The following is a 19866-nucleotide window of genomic DNA, read 5'->3' on the forward strand; positions in this document are numbered from 1 at the left end:
AGCTTTGAACGAGAACGTGAGAACACCGGCACCGGATATATTCGTTTTCTTGGAAGTTTTTTCTTCTGAAGGCGGCATTCAATCCTATGTCAAGGATATTTTAAAAGCTTATCTCTCTATAGGTGCCGGCACTGCTGAGGTTTTCCTGCTGCGGGATAGTCCAGAATGCCAAAATCCGTTTGAAAGTAATCTACCCACAACTGCTCCTAAGCTTAAATTTCATTATTTAAAAACTTTACCCCCTTCGTTAGGCCGGCTGCGGCTAGCGATAACGCTGTTGGGCTGTCTGTTGCAACAGCGCCCCCGACGAGTTTTCTGCGGCCATATCAAGCTCGCGCCCCTGGTTGAATTACTCTGCAGGTCTCTAGGAATTCCTTATACAGTTCTGACTTACGGCAAAGAAGTGTGGGAACCGCTGCCTGCCAACTACCAAAAGGCACTCCGGCAAGCCCACAGCATTTGGACAATTAGCCGGTATAGCCGAGATCGCACCTGTGAAGCGAACAACCTCGACCAGCAAGCGTTTCAGATTTTGCCCTGTGCGGTGGATGGTGACGTTTTTACACCGGGAGAGAAAGACCCAGCTTTCGTTGAAAAATACGGGCTTGCCGGCACTCAGGTACTCATGACCGTAGCGCGGCTATGGTCAGGCGATATTTATAAAGGTGTCGATGTGACTATTCGGGCTTTGCCTTTAATTTTACAAAAATACCCGAAAGTGAAATATTTAATTGTTGGGCGGGGAGACGATCAACCCCGTTTAGCCCAATTGGCGCAAGACTTGGGCGTAGCAGATCGGGTCGTGTTCGCCGGCTTTGTCAGAGCAGAAGACTTGCCGGCGCATTACCGCCTCGCAGATGCCTATATCATGCCTTCCCAAGAAGGCTTTGGCATTGTGTATTTAGAGGCAATGGCGTGTGGGGTGCCGATGGTTGCCGGTGAGGCAGATGGTTCTGCTGAACCCTTGCTGGATGGTAAACTGGGCTGGAGAGTGCCCCATCGAGATCTAGAAGCCGTAGCCGGTGCCTGTATGGAAATTCTCAAGGGCGAAGATAGCCGGTGTGAGGGAGTTTGGTTACGGCAGCAAGTGCTGGAGCATTTCAGTACGGCTACCTTTACTTTGCGCCTTAAACAACTCCTAGATTTGTGATTAGTATGGAAATAGTCCGTACCATCGTGACCCATAGGAGACGACCGTGAACCAGAACAGCCCCAAAATCTTTCAATTCAACCTGTCTGGCGTGGGCAATTGGCTAACCATCTTACTGATCGTTTGGTTGCTGGCAACTTTTGGCTTGGGCTGGCTGGTCAATTCCCTGTTATTTTTGATGGGTTTGGCTTTAATTGTGCCGGTGATTGCATACTTTGGTTTACGCTGGTGGCTGAGTCGAAATCTGATTGAAGACCCTTGTCCAGTGTGTCAGTATGAAATTACGGCTTTGAATCAAACTCAACTGCAGTGTCCTAGTTGTGGTGAACCCCTTCAAGTTCAACAAGGTCATTTGGAGCGCTTAACACCTCCAGGTACGATTGATGTCAAGGCTGTTGAAGTATCTGCTAGGCAGCTTGAAGATTAGTCGCTCTTCGTGTGTGCCTGAGGGCACGCTGCGCTATCATCTGCCGGTCGCTATGTGGAACTTCGCTAATTGTTCATGCAGTGGTTGTGATTAGCGGGGTATTTTTAGTGCCGGCACTTGAGCGCTTTAAGGATGTTTTTGTGTTGAGAAATTGACGGCGGGAGGAGTTAAGGTTTTTTAACCGCAGATAAACGCAGATGATAGCGTAGCGTGCCGGCAGGCATATGCGGATCGGTTAAGCGTTGGTGTCAGAGATAGAGCGATTCTCAATTTGAGACGAGGCGTTTATCGTGGATGAGTGGGTGTGAGAACCGCTATCTCTGTTTTACGGTTAATTGATGTTGGGATGAAACCGGCAACGGAAGGTTTTGATTAAGGCTTTGCCGTGACAGATAAGGTGAAGGGATTTTTACCTTGGGCGCGATCACCAACGTAAATATTATAGGTTCCGGGTTTCCAAAATCCAGAGATTTCAGGCTGACCTAATCCACAAAAACGTCCTCCCGGCCCTTCAATTAACAGCGTTGGCTGACCGGCACCTTGGACAGTGAAACGCAGATAGGTAAATGGCTCATTTAACTGAACTTGGAGATTTGGGGCGTCTGCGATAAATCCGCAGTCACCGCTGTCTTTTGTGCCTCCAGATGTGCCACCCCCAAGCGGTTGAGGATCGGGCTGGAAGTTAGGAGAAATTGGCACCGCTTGCGCGTTACCCGGAACCCCAGTGAAAGCCGCTAAAATCAAGAGCGCGGCAGTGGGAACAACCATCCAGCGACGGAATTTTTCCATTCTTGTCATTCCCCTTTGCTCAAGGGGTTCCTCACAATTAAATACTCTATATTTCTTTAGGACGAGTGGGGATTGTGGAGGTTCCGACCCTCACAACAGGCTATCTTTTATATTAGATGCTACATTCGCTACAATCACAACAATCATGTACTGAAGCGGCGTCGTGTTTCTTCCTAGGGCTAAAGCCACGCTTGTTTTCACACTACCGGCATATTTTTATGAATTCAGAATCTGAAGAGGCTCAACGCCTAGAGCGTCAAATGCAAAAACTAGAGGTTGAAGTCAATCAGCAGCAGCCTCTACAAACCCATTTTGAAGCATCTCCTGCTATTCAATCCCTGTACACTCAATTTCTGAGTTGGTATCAAAGACTTCCTCAAATTGGCCAAGTAGCAGTGATTGGCGGCGGCATACTGATCGGGCTGTCAGCGCTCAGTATAGTCTTTCAACTCATTCGCCTAGCTTTTAGTCTTGCAGTGCTAGGAGTGATACTCTACTTGGGATACAAGTTTTTCTTGGTTCCCCAATCCTCACAAGATAAAGATTCGTAACGGGGAATTCTACTGATGGCTAGCTCAAGCGCAACTAGAGGCATTTATCGATCTAAGCAAGTGTCTATGCCGGCCAACTCCCTGCCGCTGCTAGCCCGACGTTGCGGTGCTTGGGCGGCAGAAGTTTCCTTGATTGTAGCGAGTGCGCTGATTCCATTCAGTGTTGGGTTGTACGCCCAGTCTCATCTGCCGGCTAAGTCAGTTCCCCTGAATCCTGTGCTAGCCAATGTGGAGGCGGCGGTTGCCAAAACTTTGATTATTCCCATGCGGTTGCCTTACCGGCAGGTATCTCCCTTAACCAATTTGCTGTGGACTGGGGCGCTTGTGACGCCTTTGCTCGTCGCTGGTGGGCAAATTTACTTACTGGCTAAAACCGGCAAGACGCTTCCCAAGCGCTGGTTCGGGCTACAGGTTGTCACGGCTGCCGGTGATCCACCTGGTTTTAAACGAGCTTTGCTGCGCGAAGGGGTAGGCAAGTGGGGAATTCTGCTGGGTGTCGCTTATACGATTTGGCGCTTTAGTGGGGCGGTGCCAGATTTGGGAATTTTAACTGGACTAGCCGGCTTAATGCTATTGGCGGACGCCGTTAGCGCTAGGTTCAATCCCCAGCGTCAAACGTTTCATGACCGCTTGGCAAGAACGTTTATTTTAGATGCTGAGGGCAGTGTGCCCAAGTTCCAGCGGTTCGATGCGCCAAGGTTCGGGCAATCTGGGGCGTCTGCTGGTTTGAACGATGAAGATGAAGATGCCACCATTGCAGCCCTTGTTTTAACGCCTGAAACCCGTTGGCGGCGATCGGGAATTTTAAACTGGATTCGTCAAAATCCGGGCGTAACGCTGCTAATTGTTACGGTAACAACGTTAGGTTCAGTCTTAATAACTTTTGTTGGTACTCAAGTTTATATACAAAGTCAGGTAAACTGGCGTCAAGGCCGGCAGCAGGATAAGGAGACGTTTCTGCAACTGGTGAATAAGTTCGCACCGGATCAGAGACGAGGTGCGATCTTGGCGATGGGAACGCTAAACCAGCCGGATGCTCAGATTCAGCTATTAACCGATTTACTTAGCTTAGAAACTGAGCCACAATTGATGGATGCGATTGGGCAAGCATTAGTCACCACCGGCCCTAAAGCGCTTCCTTTTTTACAGCGTTTGAATCAGTCTGTGAGAAACGATTTAGAGTCTCTGCGCTATGGCGGCAACCGGCAAGAACGTCAGCAGGTGGCGTTGCGGTTGCGAACCACTCAGCGGGCAATTGCTAGAATTCTCACGCTGTATAATGAGCAAATTCACGCTGCCGATCTTAGCCGCACAAATCTGGCGCAAACAACTTCTGACTCAACTCAGTTTACTTTGGTGCTAGATAAAACTGATTTATCACGCATTCAGTTTAGGGGCGCGATTCTAACAAACGCCAGTTTTCAAGAAAGCCGGTTTTATGGTGCCGGTGAGGATAGACTATTTGGCACCTTTGACGATAAAATTGCGGATCTCAGTGGTGCTGATCTTAAAGAAGCCAACTTTACCGGCGCTTTACTTAGCCAAGTTTTGATGAATGGCACAAGTTTAATTCGCGCTAATTTAAACAAGGCGAATTTGTCTAGGGCGCATTTAAAGAATGCAAATCTTAGCAGTGCTCAACTCACGGGTGCAAATCTCGGTCAAGCGGTGTTAACAAATGCTAGTTTAACCGGGGCGAGTTTAGGCGACGCTAACCTAGCCGGTGCGAATCTACAACGGGCGCGACTCAGTCAAGTGAAAGCCGTTGGGACGAACTTTCAATGGGCGAATTTAACCCAAACTGAGTGGCAACAGGCAGATTTATCAGGGGCGGATCTACGTCAGAGTAATCTTCAAAATGCTGACTTGTCTTCGACGAGACTGGTAGGGGCAAATTTAGCCGGCGCACAATTGCAGTCAGCCAATTTCCGCAACGCCGATCTTAGTGAAGCAGATTTACGGGAAGCCAAATTAGCCGGGGCAGATTTTCAAGGAGTAACCTTTGTCGCAATTGTGCCGGCTACACCGGATCAATTTGTGCAAGCCATGCCTGCCGGTGCTTCTTCCATCTACCTTCAAGGCGTTGATTTTAGTTTAGTAAAAAACTTAAATGTTAAACAACTAACTTATATCTGTGCTCAAGGCGCACTGCATCCAAAATGTGCCGTTTCAAACCGCTAGAACCCGACAATCAAGAATCAAGAAAAAAGGAAAAAACCTATAACAAAGTCTCCGCTTCATCTAAGCTTGTGAAAACATTGTAAAAGCCAACTATCAACTTTATCTGCGTACGCCTAATAGCAAACTATCGCCCACATCTGCGTTTATCTGCGGTTTAAAGAAGTCAGCATTTGCAATAACTCAATTTTTCCTTGCTACTCACTAAAACCGCCGGCAAAATAGAATTTTCTGCTCAATTCTAAGTGTGAGGAATAAAGACATGGAATATCTTAAGGGTTTATTGTGGGCAGTCAGTATAGCAGCACTCGGAAGCATTACAACATTAAACATCAATATCGAGCCGGTTTTCGCTCAAGCAGCGTATGGTAGCTACGTCGGCGTCGGAGGTTCAGTAGGAGTTGGCGGCGACGACGGAACCCAAGGTGCCGCAGTCGTTGCAGTACGCTATAAACTGCTAGAAGTTCCAGTTTCTCTACGCGCCCAAGCCTTCATTAATGGCGACGGAACAGCAATTGTTCCTACCGTTTCCTATGATATTCCCATGAATTGGCAGACAGATGCTTATGTTGGTGCCGGCGTTTCCTTTGCCGACGGTGAGACACCCGTAGGCGACAAAACAAGCTTCGCCATTCAACCCGGAATTGACTACTCACTACCTAATAGCCGATTAGTCGTATTTGGCAATGCCATTATTGCATTTGACGCCTATCGGAAAGAAGGCGGCGCTGCTGTTTCTGTGCAAGGCGGTTTAGGTTTAAGATTTTAAAGAGAAGATTTTTAACCGCAGATAAACGCAGATGATAGCGCAGCGTGCCGTTAGGCATACGCAGATGTTTTATCTGTGTCCATGTGTGGTTTATAAAAAACAAGCCTTTGCAATAGTGTCAAAACTTAGAAGTACACTGAAACCCTACAACTTTCCAAGGCTCAATTTTAAAACCTTCACCCTTTACCGTGTCAACGCTTCGTTCTAATAAATCGACACTATGACTAATTGTTAAACCCACATCACTTTTTAATTCTAAATCACCGGCTTCTCCGTGACATTCATAGCCTCGCAAAATCCAAGCATTTGGATGATCTTCTGCCCGCTTGAATGCCATTAAAATGAAATTCTCAGCCGATAACTCTAAAAAGCTACCCGATGCCGGCAGCGAAGCATTTTGATTTTCACCGGCAGGCACAATGACTTTCACTTGCAGCGGTATATTCAATTCATAGCCGCGTCGAACTGTCTGAGCATTTTGCCAACTGCCGGCATGAGGATAGATAGCGTAAGTAAATTGATGAATTCCTCTATCCGCTTCGGGATTCGGCCAAGTTGAACCTCGCAGCAGCGTCAATCTCAATTGATTGCTTTCGGCATCATAACCGTATTTGCAATCATTTAATAAGCTTACACCGTAATTATCTGTACTTAAATCCGCCCAGCGAAGTGCCGGCACTTCCCATTTTGCTTTTTCTTCCGGTGTCTGGGGTTTAGTGGTTCGTTGAATTGCACCGCAAGCAATCTCATAAGTGGCAAAATCCGCCTCTAAATTAAGCGGGAAAGCAGCTTTCACTAAAACATGACGTTCTTGCCAATTTACCTCATTTTCAATCTTCAAAACTGGGGAGTTGGCGTCTAAAACATAATCTTGCTGAAATTTTGACTCACCAAACTGTTTAACAACACGCAAACGCTGCCGCACTTTTCCGTTATCTACCCAATAAATTTCTTTTGAAACGGGTGCCGGTAAAGGATGCTGTTCGTAATTTGGATCAATATTCCAAGCATCCCAATACTGACCACTATCTTGAAAAGTTTGCAGTTGATTTTCTGCTTGATTGATAATCTCACGCTTATTTATTTTATCCCAAACTTGGCTCAAGTTTCCTGAGCTAGCATCGATAGTTACGCGCAGTAAGTCATTTTCTAAAACCCAATTTTCTGTATCTTTTTCAGAAAGTGAGTTTAAATTTGCTAAATTATTTGTATTTTGATAGATTTCTATATCTTTTTTGGGATTGTCTTCTAAAAATATATCAAGATTAAGCTTTTCTGCCGGCACAGGAGAAAGCCAATAAACACGATAACCAACTGAAGGGATATCCGTCGCCACAAATAGCAGTGTGGATGCCTCAGATAGTTGGGAAATCACCTGTTTTCCAGCTAAATCATAAATTTGCCATTCTTGATTAGAAGCTGCCGACAAGGAAACGGCAACCACTTCAGATCGCTGCCAATTGAGGGGATTAAAAACGAGAATTACTTGGGCGTTGGGTTGCGGCGGTTTTGGCAGGGCAATTTGTAAGGAAAGTGAACTGATTGCTTTGTTTAAAATTGACTGACAAACCTGTTCTACTTCTATCCAAGCTTGGTTTGCATCAATATAAACTTCAGGAATCGAAGAACCGGGAATAATATCATGAAACTGGTTAAATAATACTTTTTTCCAAGCGTCTTCTAATTCAACTTTTGGATAAATATCGCCGGCAGTGAGAGTTGCGAGAGAAGCAAACAGTTCTGCTTGATACAATAATCCTTCACATTGCCGGTTCCGGCGCTTTTGATCTGCGTGGGTGGTATAACAACCTCTGTGAAATTCTAGATATAATTCATCGTTCCAAACCGGCAACGCCTTTTGCCCGGGAAGGCTGTTAATCAAAGACAAATAATCAACCGCGCTTGTAAATTCCATGTGCGGAAAGAAAGGAGATTGCTGCCATCTTTGGGCAATTTCTAACATATCACGAGTTGGGCCACCGCCGTGATCACCAACTCCCGGCAACCAGAGAGAATCTTTTAAATTTGTTTGAGTTTCCCACTCACAAACGTATTTGGTCATTTTCACCGGCTCAATACTTTCCCCAATCAAAGCCGACATATAACTGCATATTTGTGTGCCATCAGGTGACTGCCACCAAAAAATACCGTGAGGGAATTTTGTTGTGTCGTTCCAGCGCAGTTTTTGGGTGACAAAGTATTCAACACCCCCTTGTTTTAACAACTGGGGTAACTGCCAGCAAAAACCAAAACTATCGGGTAGCCATGCCACCGGCATTAACTGACCGAATTTTTCTTGGATATAACGCTGCCCGTATAAAATTTGGCGGACAATTGATTCACCGGCAATCAAATTTAAATCCGGTTCTACCCACATTCCGCCCACAATTTCCCATTTGCCGGCAGCCACTTGTTGCTGAATTGCCGCAAATAAATCGGGACGATGTTCTTCAATCCAGGCATACAGTGCCGGCGAAGAATGACAAAAAATTAAATCTGGAAAATCTAATTGTAAAGCTAAAACCGATTCAAAGGTTCGCTGAGCAGCAACCCACGTTTCACTCACCGGCCATAACCATGCTAAATCGAGGTGAGCATGACCTAATAAGTATATTTTAGATTTTATAGGCTGAAGTTGGGATTGCAGCGTTTGACGCAAAGAAAACAGTGTTCTTTCAAAGCTTTGCCGATTGGGTAACGCCGCCCAACTAATTTCTGTAATTGCCGCTGATAAAGTATTTAACTGTGCCGGCTCAAAGGTTTCTAAATAGTGCTGTAAAACTGCTAACTCATCCGCCACAAAACCCGGATCGATGCAGTCCTCATCAATCATTTCCCACACACACAGGGAACGCACCAAAGCACCGTTATCATGGTTAGGACTTACCAACCGCAATAAAACGGTAAATTCCTCGCCGGCAATCACAGCGGAACTCAACAACACCCGTACCGCACAATCAAATAAATCTCCCTGCTGCGCTAACTTCCCATTTAGAAAAATCTGGGCATCTTCCGCCCACCAACTCAGCGACAGGCGCAACGTTAAGCCTTCTAAAGGATAGCCTTGCAAATCCACCGGCACACGCAACCGCTGAAAAAGCCACACCACCTGACGCCCACCTTTCCAAGCAATATGTCCCTTGGCATTAAGCGGGGCAATTGGCCAATTTTCGGCAACCGCTGCTACCTCCGTAACCGGCAAGTCAGTTTCGCAATATTGCCAGCCGGTTTGCACATTCAGATGAGTCAGCTGGCGCAATTTTTCAATCGATTCAAAAATTTGAGCGCAATCCACAGTTTAATCCTCTTCCTATGCCACAAAATAGAAATGGCAGCCTGTCGCCTCTAAAAATTATGTCCGGTTCTTCTGGTCGCTATCAAAGTAGATTTTTTAACTTCCTCTCCCAAAAATCCCGCCGCGTAGCAGAGACGTGCGATCACGCCGTACGACAACTAAAAGTCGCAACGGTTTGGGGTACACAAGTCTTCCTGTATCCGATCTATGCCATCTTTCAAACCGCGAGATTGACAGGAAAACAGCTAAAACCACCCGCGAATGAGGGAAAACCCTTATTGCAGGAGTCTACCAGCTCACAGCGTCAAGAACCTCCTACCGTAGACACACCCCTGCAGAAAGTGCTGGAAGCCACCCAAACGCTTTCCCTGCCAGAGGATGTGGCAACACGGTTTTCACCATCGGCAGGTAATTCAGCCTTGGCCGTCAAACCTGCCAGCAAGCTGAATGCAGCGAAATCAGCAAAAATTCAGAACAATGCCGGCAAAGGCGACAATGCCATCATTCATGGCGTTGCTTCCCTGATTGCGACAAAATCCTTAGTGCTAGTAACCGTTAAAAATGAAGTTTTAGATATTTTGACACCGCCGCAGCAGGAAAAACTGCGCCAGCGAATTAGTTGGGAAGTCGCCCACTACTGCCGTTACCGAAAGCTTGCTGCAACTCAACGCCAGAAGAATCTCGCCCAACTACCGCCACCCGAAGAAAGAGCAAATCTCGCCCTGCCGGTGCGTGTATTTGTGGATGTCATGGCGTGGGTACAAAGTGGCCCTGTGGCAGTTGCTGTTAATTTATTTCAAGAAGCGGCGCTGGTTTTGCAACCTAGGGAGAGGGAGAAAGTCGCAGAGGCAGAGAATTTATTAGGGCTGCCGGCTGCTAATTTACCCCTAACACCGCTTCCTCAATCTAAAATCCAAGATTTAAAATCCAAAATACATGAATTGCTGCCAGATCGGGCGATAGTCGTCGTAGATCGCACCGTAGCAGCAGTGGAAACACTCAGTTTACCGTCTGTGTCAGCCCTCACCATTGCCTTTAAGAATCGTTCTCATGGGCTACTGGAACAAGCAAAAAAACCATTTATCGCCCTCGTTACCGACTCTTTCGATAACCCTTTACCGGCAGAGACAGAAAAATCGGCATCACTTCAAAACGATCCCCTCAAAGTTCAAGCACTCATTCAGGCGGCTGTTGATTACTTTTTTGGCCCTCGTGGCGGACAATTAACAGGGGAAGCTGATGAAGATTGGCAACTGCCTGCCGGCGCACAAATACCAGAAAATCAATTAGCTGTCGGTAACACTCGCCGGCAACTCCCGCAAACCGCACAATTCAACTCAGAACCCGATCCCTGGCTTTCACTCGGCGACTTATTTGGCAAACCGGCAAGCTACAGTACAGCCGGCACATCTACCTATGAATTATCCGGTTCAGAAGATGAGCAACCAAACTTAGCATTGCCCTTCTCGCCCACCAAAAACGTGCCGGTGGGCAAATCCATTCGGAATTTAGCCAAACGTTACCTAAAACGCAAATCCGAACTGGTAAGCCAACCTCAAGATACCTCATCGGTTACCAGCACTCAAACCACTTCCAGCGAGGGAATTGCGCCAGTAAATGCGAAGCCGGCAACCCCAACCATCAAAAAACAAAACCAACCCTTGCCGGCTGCCACCAGCGAAACTCCCCCAACAGTAGCCCAACTAACGAGCCGGCGCAGCTCAATCCAACACACCCCAGACTGGATAGAAACCCACGCCACCTCAGTCGGATATGTCAAACATCCCCTAGAACTTTTGCTTGAGTGGCTGGATCGTGCAATGTTCTGGCTAGAAGAACTAGCACTCCACATTTGGAAGTTGTGGCAACAGCGCCGACACAACTAACATTTATGCACTTAAACTGCATAAATACAACCGCAAAGGAATCTAACTCAAAGCAAAAATTTTAACCATTCAGAAAATATCAAGCACCCACCTAGACACCAAATAATAACCCCTATGTGTTTGTCTGTGGTTAAAAAAATACCCCTTCAACAACGAGCGCCAAAATAAAAGTATCCAACTATTAATGCAAAATAAAAGTTTTAAATATAAAAAATCAAACCATCGAAATTTGTTGTCAAATATTTAGATATGATAAGAAAACTGTCATATTTTCATGGCACATACCCCCCGCTGTTCTAATCTGTCGGAGAACCCAGAATGGTTACCCTCAAAATCGCTGTTTATATCGTAGTTGGCTTTTTCATTAGCTTATTCGTGTTTGGCTTCCTGTCCAACGACCCGTCCCGGAACCCCAACCGGCGCGATTTGTCGGAATAAACAGCCCTTCACCCATGCCTCAGGTTGGAAAGGTGCAGTGTACCTTTATGCATCTAGCGCGGTTGAGGTCAACCGTCTGGGCTATCCGTTCGACCCATTTTGCTGATTATGCCCTATCCGGTTCCACCACCTGAACCGCCATCGGTGGTTAAATACTTGCAGCCTGAGGAAGTCCCCCATTCCGCAGTTTCTGATGCAATCGCGATTTCGCCAACACCCACACAGACTGCGGCTGGGGGCAACCCCTCCTTGATAACGCAACCCAAGCCCCTAGAGCCGGAGCGTTTGCAATCGACTCCTTTACCGGCCCTTCAAAGGCTCTCGGTGGCCTCTCTGCTGAAGCCACTAAGTGTGGCTATCGGCTGGTCACAGCCGGCCCTACAACCGCAAGCAGGCACCGCTAATGATTTATTTCCCCCGCCGCCGATAACAGCACCTGAAAATTCATTGATGCTGCCGGCGCGGTCAGTTTTTATTCGCGTCTTAGAAAGACCCGCCGGCAAAGAATTTAACTATCAGCTTCACTTAAGCAACAGAGTCACCGGCACAGAACCTTTGACACAGAACCCTGTGCCGGTCGATATTGCCCTTGCTGCCATAAAAAAGTCAGTCCAATGGCAAAATGCCCCAACGGGTGAGCCGGTGCCCTTACCACCCATCGCCCCAGAAGATGTGGTGGAATTAACCGCTGATCGTCAAGAGTACGACTCAGAACGCCAAATCGTCACGGCACAAGGCAACGTCGTCATGCGAATTCGCGACTCGGTGCTGGATGCAGACCGAATTCAAATCAATTTGCAAACTCGGATGGCGGCAGCCGAGGGAAACGTTGCTTGGAGACGTGGACAGCAGGTGTTGCGCGGTGATCGATTTGAATATAACTTTATTCAAAACGTCGGAACCGTTAGCCCAGCCGGCGGTGAGCTGTATCTGGCAACCGGCGGGGAGGCATCCGCATCAACCTTACCCACCGATGTCAGCGCAGTCGCCTTGCAAGAGGGCGCATTAAGCGATCGCATCCTTGCCAGCCAACCCCTGGAAAACGTCACAGAAACTCCAGGCGGCGTTTCCATTAATGTCGGTTCCGGTTTCGGGCAAAGCGGGCAGATCAGGCGTGTGCGTTACGAAGCCGACCAGCTAGATTTCACCCCAGAGGGAGGACTTGCCCGGAATATTCGCCTCACCAACGACCCGTTTTCACCCCCTGAATTAGAACTGAGGGCAGAACGCGCCACATTTACGCGTATTTCCCCCTTGGTAGATGAAATTCGGGCAGAACGCCCCCGCTTGGTGTTTGATGGGGGTTTTTCCCTACCATTGTTGCGAAATCGCGTGCTAATCGACCGGCGTGAGCGTGACCCAGCTTTATATAGCTTCGGTTATGACCGCGAGGATCGGGGCGGGGTGTTCGTGGAAGGCCGGTTTAATCCGCTTTCAGAGCCACAACTGCAGCTAAGCTTGCGACCGCAATTTTATATTCAAAGAGCCTTGGAAGGGGAAGGCAGTAGCTTTGCAGATTTGTTTGGTCTAAAGGCCAGACTTAATGCCACCCTAACTCCACGCACCAGCCTGATCGGTTCGGCGGTATTCACAAGTCTGGACTTGAACGAAGTAGACGACAATTTACGGGCAAGTCTGCGACTGCGTCAATTGGTGGGCACTCATGCCCTAACCGGCGAATATTCATTCCGTGATCGCTTGTTTAATGGTTCCTTGGGCTATCAAACCGTTCAAAGCAGTCTGGGTGCGGTTCTCACATCGCCGGTGATTCAATTAGGAACTAGCCGGATTAACCTCAGCTATCAGGCAGCGGCGCAGTATGTTAACGCCGACACAGATCGTTTGGATTTACTCGATCCAATCCGGGAAAACAATCGCGCCGGCCTGGGCCGCTATCAAGCCAGTGCAGCGTTGAGCAGAGGCATTCCCTTGTGGCGGGGTCAATCACTGCCGGCAACTGCGACAGAAGGCTTAAAATACACCCCCGTGCCGGTGTTGCCCTATCTCCAACTCGTTCTTGGACTCCGAGGCGTCACAGGCTTCTACAGTAACGGTGATAACCAATCTTCCCTCACCGGCAGCGTTGGCATCCTCGGACAAATCGGTAATTTTTCCCGGCCTTGGTTAGACTACACCGGCTTTAATCTCACTTATACCCAAGTCTTGCAAAGCGGGGAATCTCCGTTTTACTTCGACCGCATTGCTGATGTCAGAGTCTTGGGTGGTGGCATCGTCCAGCAAATTTATGGCCCGTTCCGTCTAGGATTTCAAACCGCTGTTAACTTGGATACCGGCGAAGAAATCAATACCGACTACATTCTGGAATACAGCCGGCGCACCTATGGCATCGTCCTGCGCTACAATCCAGTGCGGGAAATTGGCACCTTGACGCTGCGAATTAGCGACTTTAACTGGACGGGTGGCCCTCAGCCCTTTGCCGGCTCAGATGAGATCCGCTCAGTAGAGGGAGGCGTTCGCCGCGATTATGATTAAGGCATGGATGACATTCGTCATTTGTGCTTTGTCGGTTGCCGGTTGGCAAATAACAAATAATAAATGACAAATGACCTCCTAAGTCCTGAGTTGTTCTCAGAACAGCGATGATAGAATCGGCCAGAGATTTTGCGGTTGCCGCTGCAACTGCGCTACTAACTCACTACAGTTTTGACCTGGGTGGCTACACTGCTGAGCAACTGATCGAGCGGTGGTTGGGCGACTATCAGGCTCATTGGTTGCGTTTGGCCCTGATTGAGGCGCTCTATCAAGGGCGTTACAAAGCGATTTCGGTGGCCCAAATTTTAGCGCTTTGGCGTCGGCGCGGTCAGCCGATTTTCCATTTCAACCATGAATTTGAGCGCTTAGTGTGCCGCAAGTTTCCCAATACCTTAAGCAGCCAGTTAGATTTCTATCCGGAACTTTCTTCAGTTTCAGCCGCAACGATTTCTGCTGCCGGTTTTTCTGGCGAAGGCGAAGAGAATGAGCTAGAGGTGACCGGCGAAGAAGAGGCTAACCCCTCAGAAACGCCGGCACTTATGCCTGGTGAAGCCGTTAGCCGGCCTAATGAGGCGCAAACCAGAGGGAGTACGTTCCCGCAAACCGACGTTGTGGGAGACGCTGAGGCAATCCTTGAATTTACCGATAATGCAGCGCTAACAGAACCCCGATATTATCAAGCTGAACAATCTAAGCCGGTTGGTTCCAATCCGAATGCGGCGGTACCGGCAGAAACGGAGAAGACTGCAGAACAACTGCTGCAAGCTACTTGGCCCGTCAAATTCCAACCGTTGCCTGCTAAGGGGGAACCACCAGTCCCTTCAGAACAGGCAAAAGCGTTGGATACGCCTCAAGAAGAGTCGGTTGAGGTGGCAAATATAGAGGATGAAGCCGGTTTAAGCCCGAAGTCCGAAACATCGTCTCAGGGTAAGTATCAGGCTGATTGGTCGCGCTGCGATACTAGCAAACAACCAATTGTCCAGTTCTCTCCCAGTCCCGAATCCTCTGAGTTTTACACCAAGCTGAAAGCAGTGGCCCACCCCCCAGAAGATGCCGGTGTTGAACCTTCAGTCGGCAAACCTCAGATTAGAGACATTGAGGTAGAAAGAGATTTGTGGGAAGACGATTGAGTTTTGAGTTTTGAGTTGGGAGAGGTCGTTTTGAATCCCCCATGCCCCATGCCCCGTCTTGAGTTTGGAGGTGAACAGAAGAAGTTCTATATTTTGAGTGCTGCTGAACTAAATTTTTGCTGCTATAACTAGAAAAATTAACAATTTGACTCCGCTAATTGCATTGACTGGAGTACAATGATCCGGTAAAACTTCCCTGAAGAGCATCCTGTTTGTCCATTAGCAGGACTCCCAATAAAAATCGGCATTGTCGTTTTGACACTTGAGCTGCCAACAAGTTATAACCGTTCACCAGTTCAGCCCTCAGATGTTAGTGACCTAGAAATCCGTTCGGCGTCCAAGAGCGCGGGCATTGCTATCGCACATCCCTCACCAGCGTCTGGGTCAATCTCAAATGCAAGCGTTCGGAATTGGGAGAACAGTCTTCGATGATCCCGCTTCGCATTCGTTAGAATTTTTACAAAAATCAGCGGCGTATTTTTCCGGGAATCGCCCTAAGTGGATATCATGGACAACTTACAGGTGTCCAAATACCAAAAAGCAGCTATATTTAGCAGAACTGAGTCCAGGCTGCGGCTCACGCAATCTTTCTGTGGAACTTCTCCAAGGTTCCTCAGTTCCTAACTACCCAACCATTTCGCTCGTCCTTAAACTCGCCTCTGGCATATTATTGATGACTGCTGTACCTCTACCTCGCCGGCCATCGCAACCTGTGAATCCTGCTGACAGTAGTGCCTCTGCGGACATGACACCCGTTTTTGCCCTCAAAGACTTAGTGGCACGTTTGCAGCGGGAACAGCACAAAATTCAGGATTTGCTCAGTTCTCTCGGTTTCGCTCTGCGAAGCTTTAACAATCTCAATCAGTTTTTAGAGCTAATTCCCCTTGTCGCCAGCCGTGTGACTGATGCAGATGGGGGGGCACTGGTGCTATTTAAACCAAATGGCCAAGTGAGGCTACAGCGGTTGCATTGCCAGGAGGGCCGGCAGTGTCAGGATATCCGCCAAGCGCTGGAGGCAGCAACCCGTCAAGTAGCAGCCTCTTCCTCATCTGCTGCGCCCCTAACGCCTTCCACCGCCACCCTCGATAGTGAAGTCAGCCGATCCTTAGGTGCAGATGTGCAATTGTTTGGCACTGCCATTTTGATTAAGAATGCTGAACGAGGGCGTCTGTATGTTTTTAGCCGCGATCCCGAATACACCTGGACGGAAACGCGCCAGAAGTTAGTCCGTTTAGTGGCTGACCAAACGGCAGTGGCTATTGAAAATGACGAACTGACGGTTGAACTGCGCCAGAAAGAACGGCTAGATCGGGAACTGGAAATTGGGGCAGAAATCCAGCTGCGCCTGCTGCCTCGCCAATGTCCCAAAATTCAAGGCGTTGAACTAGCAGCAAAGTGCCAAACGGCGAACCGTGTGGGGGGAGATTACTACGATTTCATTCCCACCAGCCACGATTGTGAGAGGCGCACGCAAGGTGAACAGGTGCGCTCTAAAGCGCCTGGTGGTAACCCAGCCGGTCCCTGGAGTGTGGTGATCGGGGATGTCATGGGTAAGGGAGTGCCTGCCGGCCTGATTATGACTATGACGCGAGGAATGCTGCGAGCGGAAGTTCTTAATGGCCACTCGCCGGCTCGGATTCTGCAACATTTAAATCGGGTCATGTATACCGATTTGGAAAATTCCCACCGATTTGTCACGCTATTTTATTCAGAGTACGACCCACAAACGCGTATCCTGTCTTACAGTAATGCCGCTCATCACCCCCCACTGTTGTGGCAAGCCGGCACCGGCGCGATCCAACGCTTAGATACACTGGGAATGCTGATTGGTTTGGATGCAGACACCACCTACCAAGAAGCTCAAGTGCAACTTCACCCCGGAGATACGATTATTTATTTCACTGATGGGTTTACGGATGCAGCCAACCAAAGTGGTGAGCGTTTCGATGAGGAAAATCTGATCGGCGCTTTTCAATGGGCTTGCCAGCATTGCCCAAATCCCCAAGCGATTTTAGATTATCTGTTTGATCGGGTGCAGCAATTCATTGGCCTAAATAACCACAATAGTGATGATATGACGCTTGTGGTCATGCAGGTGCAATCTTCTGAGATGGCTGTAGGGCGTTCAGTTCAAAAAGCTGCGGTGACAGGGGAGTAGGCAAAGGTGAAGGGTGAGAGGGTAAAACTCACCTCGCATCTAACACTCATATTTTGCCGGCTCCTTCCTGTGAGAAACTGGCCGCTGTGAACTGAAACCTAATTCAGGCAGACGCCCCCTTTACAAATCCCCAAAATATGCAACATTAATGATGGGCTAGCTGCATTCAAAGGTTTATGCCGACTTATATGATTTATGGCTGCTGAAAATTCATTCAGTGATTGGTTTTATTAATACAAAAATCGAAATTAAAAATGGTATAACTTTTAGTAGTTCTCACTTGAGAGGCTTTTCCTTGAGGTGAGGAAAGTCATCTATTTACCGTCAAACTTCAGTAGTCAGCTTAGATTTTGTGTAAGGAGAAAAAATGGTCATTAACTTAATTCACCAAGCGACAGCGGGGTTAGCCGGCATGACAGTGAGCAGTGATTCTGTGCAGCTTTTCCTTTGGAAGTCGCTCTTCAATGGAGCGGTACTGGCTCAAAATGTCAGTCAGACGAACGTTTTAACGGATATGCAAAAAGCCTTTAACAATTTTATCCAAACCGGCCAAGTTTGGGCAATGTTGGCGGGAATTGTGATTGGCTATGTAATTCGGAATACGACTGCTTCTTAATTATTGATTAGGCGTTAACAGGGGGTGATTGAAGTGGATAAAAAATTAAACTTCACTGACAGTCACTCACAATCAAATTTACCAGCATAAGCATAAGGCAAAGCGAGAAACTGCCGTGACTGAACAAAAGACTTGGAGCCAGCGATTTGAATCAGCGCTGCATCCCGCCATTGCACGGTTCAATGCCAGTATTAATTTTGACATTGAATTAATTGAATATGACATTACCGGCTCTGTCGCTCATGCCAAGATGCTGGCAAAAACCGGCATTATCTCAGCGGAAGAAGGCGAACATTTAGTGGCAGGCTTGGAAAAGATCCGGCAAGAATATCGGCAGGGATTTTTTAGACCAGGCGTTGATGCTGAGGATATACACTTTGCCGTTGAGCGCCGGCTGACAGAAATTGTTGGAGATGCCGGTAAAAAACTGCACACGGCACGCTCTCGCAATGATCAAGTTGGCACTGATACCCGACTGTACTTGCGCGATCAAATCGGTCAAATTCGGGGTCAGGTGCGCGAATTTCAGGAAGTTTTACTGAATTTAGCCCAGCAGAATATTGAGACGCTGATTCCCGGTTACACGCACCTACAACGAGCGCAGCCGGTGAGTTTAGCTCATCACCTGCTGGCTTATTTTGAAATGTCTCAGCGCGACTGGGAACGCCTGGGAGATGTGTGCCGGCGCGTGGATGTATGTCCCCTAGGTTCGGGTGCACTTGCCGGCACCACTTTCCCCATTGATCGGCATTATACCGCCGAATTGTTGGGGTTTAGCAACGTTTATGCCAACAGTTTAGATGGGGTCAGTGATCGCGATTTTGCGATTGAATTTCTCTGTGCAGCTAGCTTAATTATGGTTCACCTAAGCCGGCTGTCTGAAGAAGTCATTCTTTGGGCATCTCAAGAGTTTGGTTTTGTTACCCTCAAAGATAGCTGCGCCACCGGCTCTAGCATTATGCCCCAGAAGAAAAACCCCGACGTACCAGAATTAGTAAGAGGAAAAACAGGGCGTGTGTTTGGGCATTTGCAAGCAATGTTGGTGTTAATGAAAGGATTGCCTTTAGCCTATAACAAAGACTTGCAAGAAGATAAAGAAGCGCTATTTGATGCCGTTAAAACCGTTAAAGCTTGTTTAGAAGCGATGACAATTTTGCTGCGGGAAGGAATCGAATTTCGCAGTGAGCGTCTGGCTGAGGCGGTGGCGGAAGACTTCTCGAATGCGACAGATGTAGCAGATTATTTGGCAACAAAGGGCGTGCCATTCCGCGAGGCGTATAATCTTGTGGGAAAGGTAGTAAAAACTTGTCTGGCTGCGGGGAAATTGCTCAAGAATTTGAGTTTGGAAGAGTGGAAAGAATTGCATCCCGCTTTTGAGGGAGATATTTATGATGCAATTACACCCAGGCAAGTTGTTGCCGCACGGAATAGTTATGGCGGGACAGGTTTTGTGCCGGTGAGGAAAGCAATAGAGGAGGCAAAGTGCCGGTTGAACTCATAGGCGTGAGAGACAAGTTGTTGACTGTAATATTGGGGTGAAATGTTGAACAGGCAACTCGGAAAAATTAAGGCTAGGAAATTCTACTGGGAGCCGGTATTGGCAGCTTTCTGACGCTGGCGACGAGTAGCGATCCGTTTAGCTAAAGCCAAAGTAGCCTCTTTATTATGAGACCTAGTATGGCATGAAGGACAAAGCGTCATCATGTTTTGTAGATCAGCAGAGCCTCCTTCACTATACAGAATTAGGTAATGACCGTGAGCTTTAGGGTTCACCTACCAACACACCATATATAGCGTTTCTCAAATAACAGAGGTACAGTAATGGGGAGCTGTTGAGGGTGTAAAGATGAAAGCCTACTCACTGGACTTGCGGGAAAAAATAATCCAAGTGTATGAGAATGAAGAAATATCGCAACGGGAATTGGCGAAACGATTTTGTGTAGCCAAAAGCTTCATTCAAAAGTTAATAAAACAGTAGAGAGAAAG

15 protein-coding genes are annotated in these 19866 nt (G+C 47.8%); 12 read left to right on the forward strand and 3 right to left on the reverse strand.

Annotated features, from left to right (window positions below; translation table 11 throughout):
• Positions 1 to 4 precede the first annotated feature (4 nt).
• Both H6F56_RS16855 and H6F56_RS16860 read left to right on the forward strand, forming a co-directional pair.
• Positions 5 to 1150 carry a glycosyltransferase family 4 protein gene (locus tag H6F56_RS16855; protein WP_190670255.1) on the forward strand — a complete coding sequence of 382 codons (1146 nt, stop codon included), beginning with the start codon at positions 5 to 7 and terminating at the stop codon, positions 1148 to 1150.
• A gap of 46 nt (positions 1151 to 1196) precedes the next feature.
• Positions 1197 to 1577 carry a hypothetical protein gene (locus H6F56_RS16860; protein WP_190670258.1) on the forward strand — a complete coding sequence of 127 codons (381 nt, stop codon included), beginning with the start codon at positions 1197 to 1199 and terminating at the stop codon, positions 1575 to 1577.
• 372 nt (positions 1578 to 1949) lie between these two features.
• Here H6F56_RS16860 and H6F56_RS16865 read toward each other — a convergent pair whose 3' ends face one another.
• A complete protein-coding gene (locus H6F56_RS16865) occupies positions 1950 to 2375 on the reverse strand; it encodes a hypothetical protein (RefSeq protein WP_199312970.1) in 426 nt (141 codons plus the stop codon).
• Between the two features lie 209 nt (positions 2376 to 2584).
• Here H6F56_RS16865 and H6F56_RS16870 point away from each other — a divergent pair, with 209 nt between their 5' ends.
• From H6F56_RS16870 to H6F56_RS16880, 3 genes are all read left to right on the forward strand, one after another.
• Positions 2585 to 2917: a hypothetical protein gene (locus H6F56_RS16870; protein ID WP_190670260.1), complete on the forward strand. Its 333-nt coding sequence runs from the start codon at positions 2585 to 2587 to the stop codon at positions 2915 to 2917.
• Between the two features lie 15 nt (positions 2918 to 2932).
• Positions 2933 to 5098, forward strand: a complete 2166-nt coding sequence (locus H6F56_RS16875; RefSeq protein ID WP_190670262.1) for a pentapeptide repeat-containing protein — start codon at positions 2933 to 2935, stop codon at positions 5096 to 5098.
• Between the two features lie 259 nt (positions 5099 to 5357).
• A complete protein-coding gene (locus tag H6F56_RS16880; RefSeq protein ID WP_190670264.1) occupies positions 5358 to 5864 on the forward strand; it encodes a hypothetical protein in 507 nt (168 codons plus the stop codon).
• A gap of 118 nt (positions 5865 to 5982) precedes the next feature.
• Here H6F56_RS16880 and H6F56_RS16885 read toward each other — a convergent pair whose 3' ends face one another.
• Positions 5983 to 9159, reverse strand: a complete 3177-nt coding sequence (locus tag H6F56_RS16885) for an alpha-mannosidase (RefSeq protein WP_190670265.1) — start codon at positions 9157 to 9159, stop codon at positions 5983 to 5985.
• Positions 9160 to 9176: 17 nt separating this feature from the next.
• On the opposite strand from H6F56_RS16885, the gene H6F56_RS16890 reads away from it, so the two are divergent.
• The 7 genes from H6F56_RS16890 (at position 9177) to argH (ending at position 19381) form a co-directional block, all read left to right on the forward strand.
• Positions 9177 to 11045 (forward strand): hypothetical protein, encoded by a 1869-nt coding sequence (locus H6F56_RS16890; RefSeq protein ID WP_190670267.1) that lies wholly within the window; start codon positions 9177 to 9179, stop codon positions 11043 to 11045.
• 318 nt (positions 11046 to 11363) lie between these two features.
• Positions 11364 to 11483, forward strand: coding sequence for a photosystem II reaction center protein I (locus tag H6F56_RS16895; RefSeq protein WP_190670270.1), 120 nt, complete (start codon positions 11364 to 11366; stop codon positions 11481 to 11483).
• Between the two features lie 108 nt (positions 11484 to 11591).
• On the forward strand, positions 11592 to 13976 hold the full coding sequence (locus tag H6F56_RS16900) for a DUF3769 domain-containing protein (RefSeq protein ID WP_190670274.1): 2385 nt from the start codon (positions 11592 to 11594) through the stop codon (positions 13974 to 13976).
• A 107-nt stretch (positions 13977 to 14083) separates the two neighbouring features.
• Positions 14084 to 15106, forward strand: coding sequence for a hypothetical protein (locus H6F56_RS16905; RefSeq protein WP_190670276.1), 1023 nt, complete (start codon positions 14084 to 14086; stop codon positions 15104 to 15106).
• A gap of 673 nt (positions 15107 to 15779) precedes the next feature.
• Positions 15780 to 17264 carry a PP2C family protein-serine/threonine phosphatase gene (locus tag H6F56_RS16910; RefSeq protein WP_190670327.1) on the forward strand — a complete coding sequence of 495 codons (1485 nt, stop codon included), beginning with the start codon at positions 15780 to 15782 and terminating at the stop codon, positions 17262 to 17264.
• A gap of 367 nt (positions 17265 to 17631) precedes the next feature.
• Positions 17632 to 17880 carry a hypothetical protein gene (locus tag H6F56_RS16915; RefSeq protein WP_199312972.1) on the forward strand — a complete coding sequence of 83 codons (249 nt, stop codon included), beginning with the start codon at positions 17632 to 17634 and terminating at the stop codon, positions 17878 to 17880.
• A 115-nt stretch (positions 17881 to 17995) separates the two neighbouring features.
• Positions 17996 to 19381 carry an argininosuccinate lyase gene (argH, locus tag H6F56_RS16920; protein WP_190670279.1) on the forward strand — a complete coding sequence of 462 codons (1386 nt, stop codon included), beginning with the start codon at positions 17996 to 17998 and terminating at the stop codon, positions 19379 to 19381.
• An 80-nt stretch (positions 19382 to 19461) separates the two neighbouring features.
• Here the strand turns inward: argH and H6F56_RS26920 are convergent, their stop codons facing one another.
• The gene (locus tag H6F56_RS26920; protein WP_190670282.1) at positions 19462 to 19653 is read right to left on the reverse strand and encodes an HNH endonuclease signature motif containing protein; all 192 of its coding nucleotides are present in this window, start codon (positions 19651 to 19653) and stop codon (positions 19462 to 19464) included.
• Positions 19654 to 19866: the final 213 nt, after the last annotated feature.

It is taken from the genome of Microcoleus sp. FACHB-672 (assembly GCF_014695725.1).
GTDB lineage: Bacteria > Cyanobacteriota > Cyanobacteriia > Cyanobacteriales > Oscillatoriaceae > FACHB-68.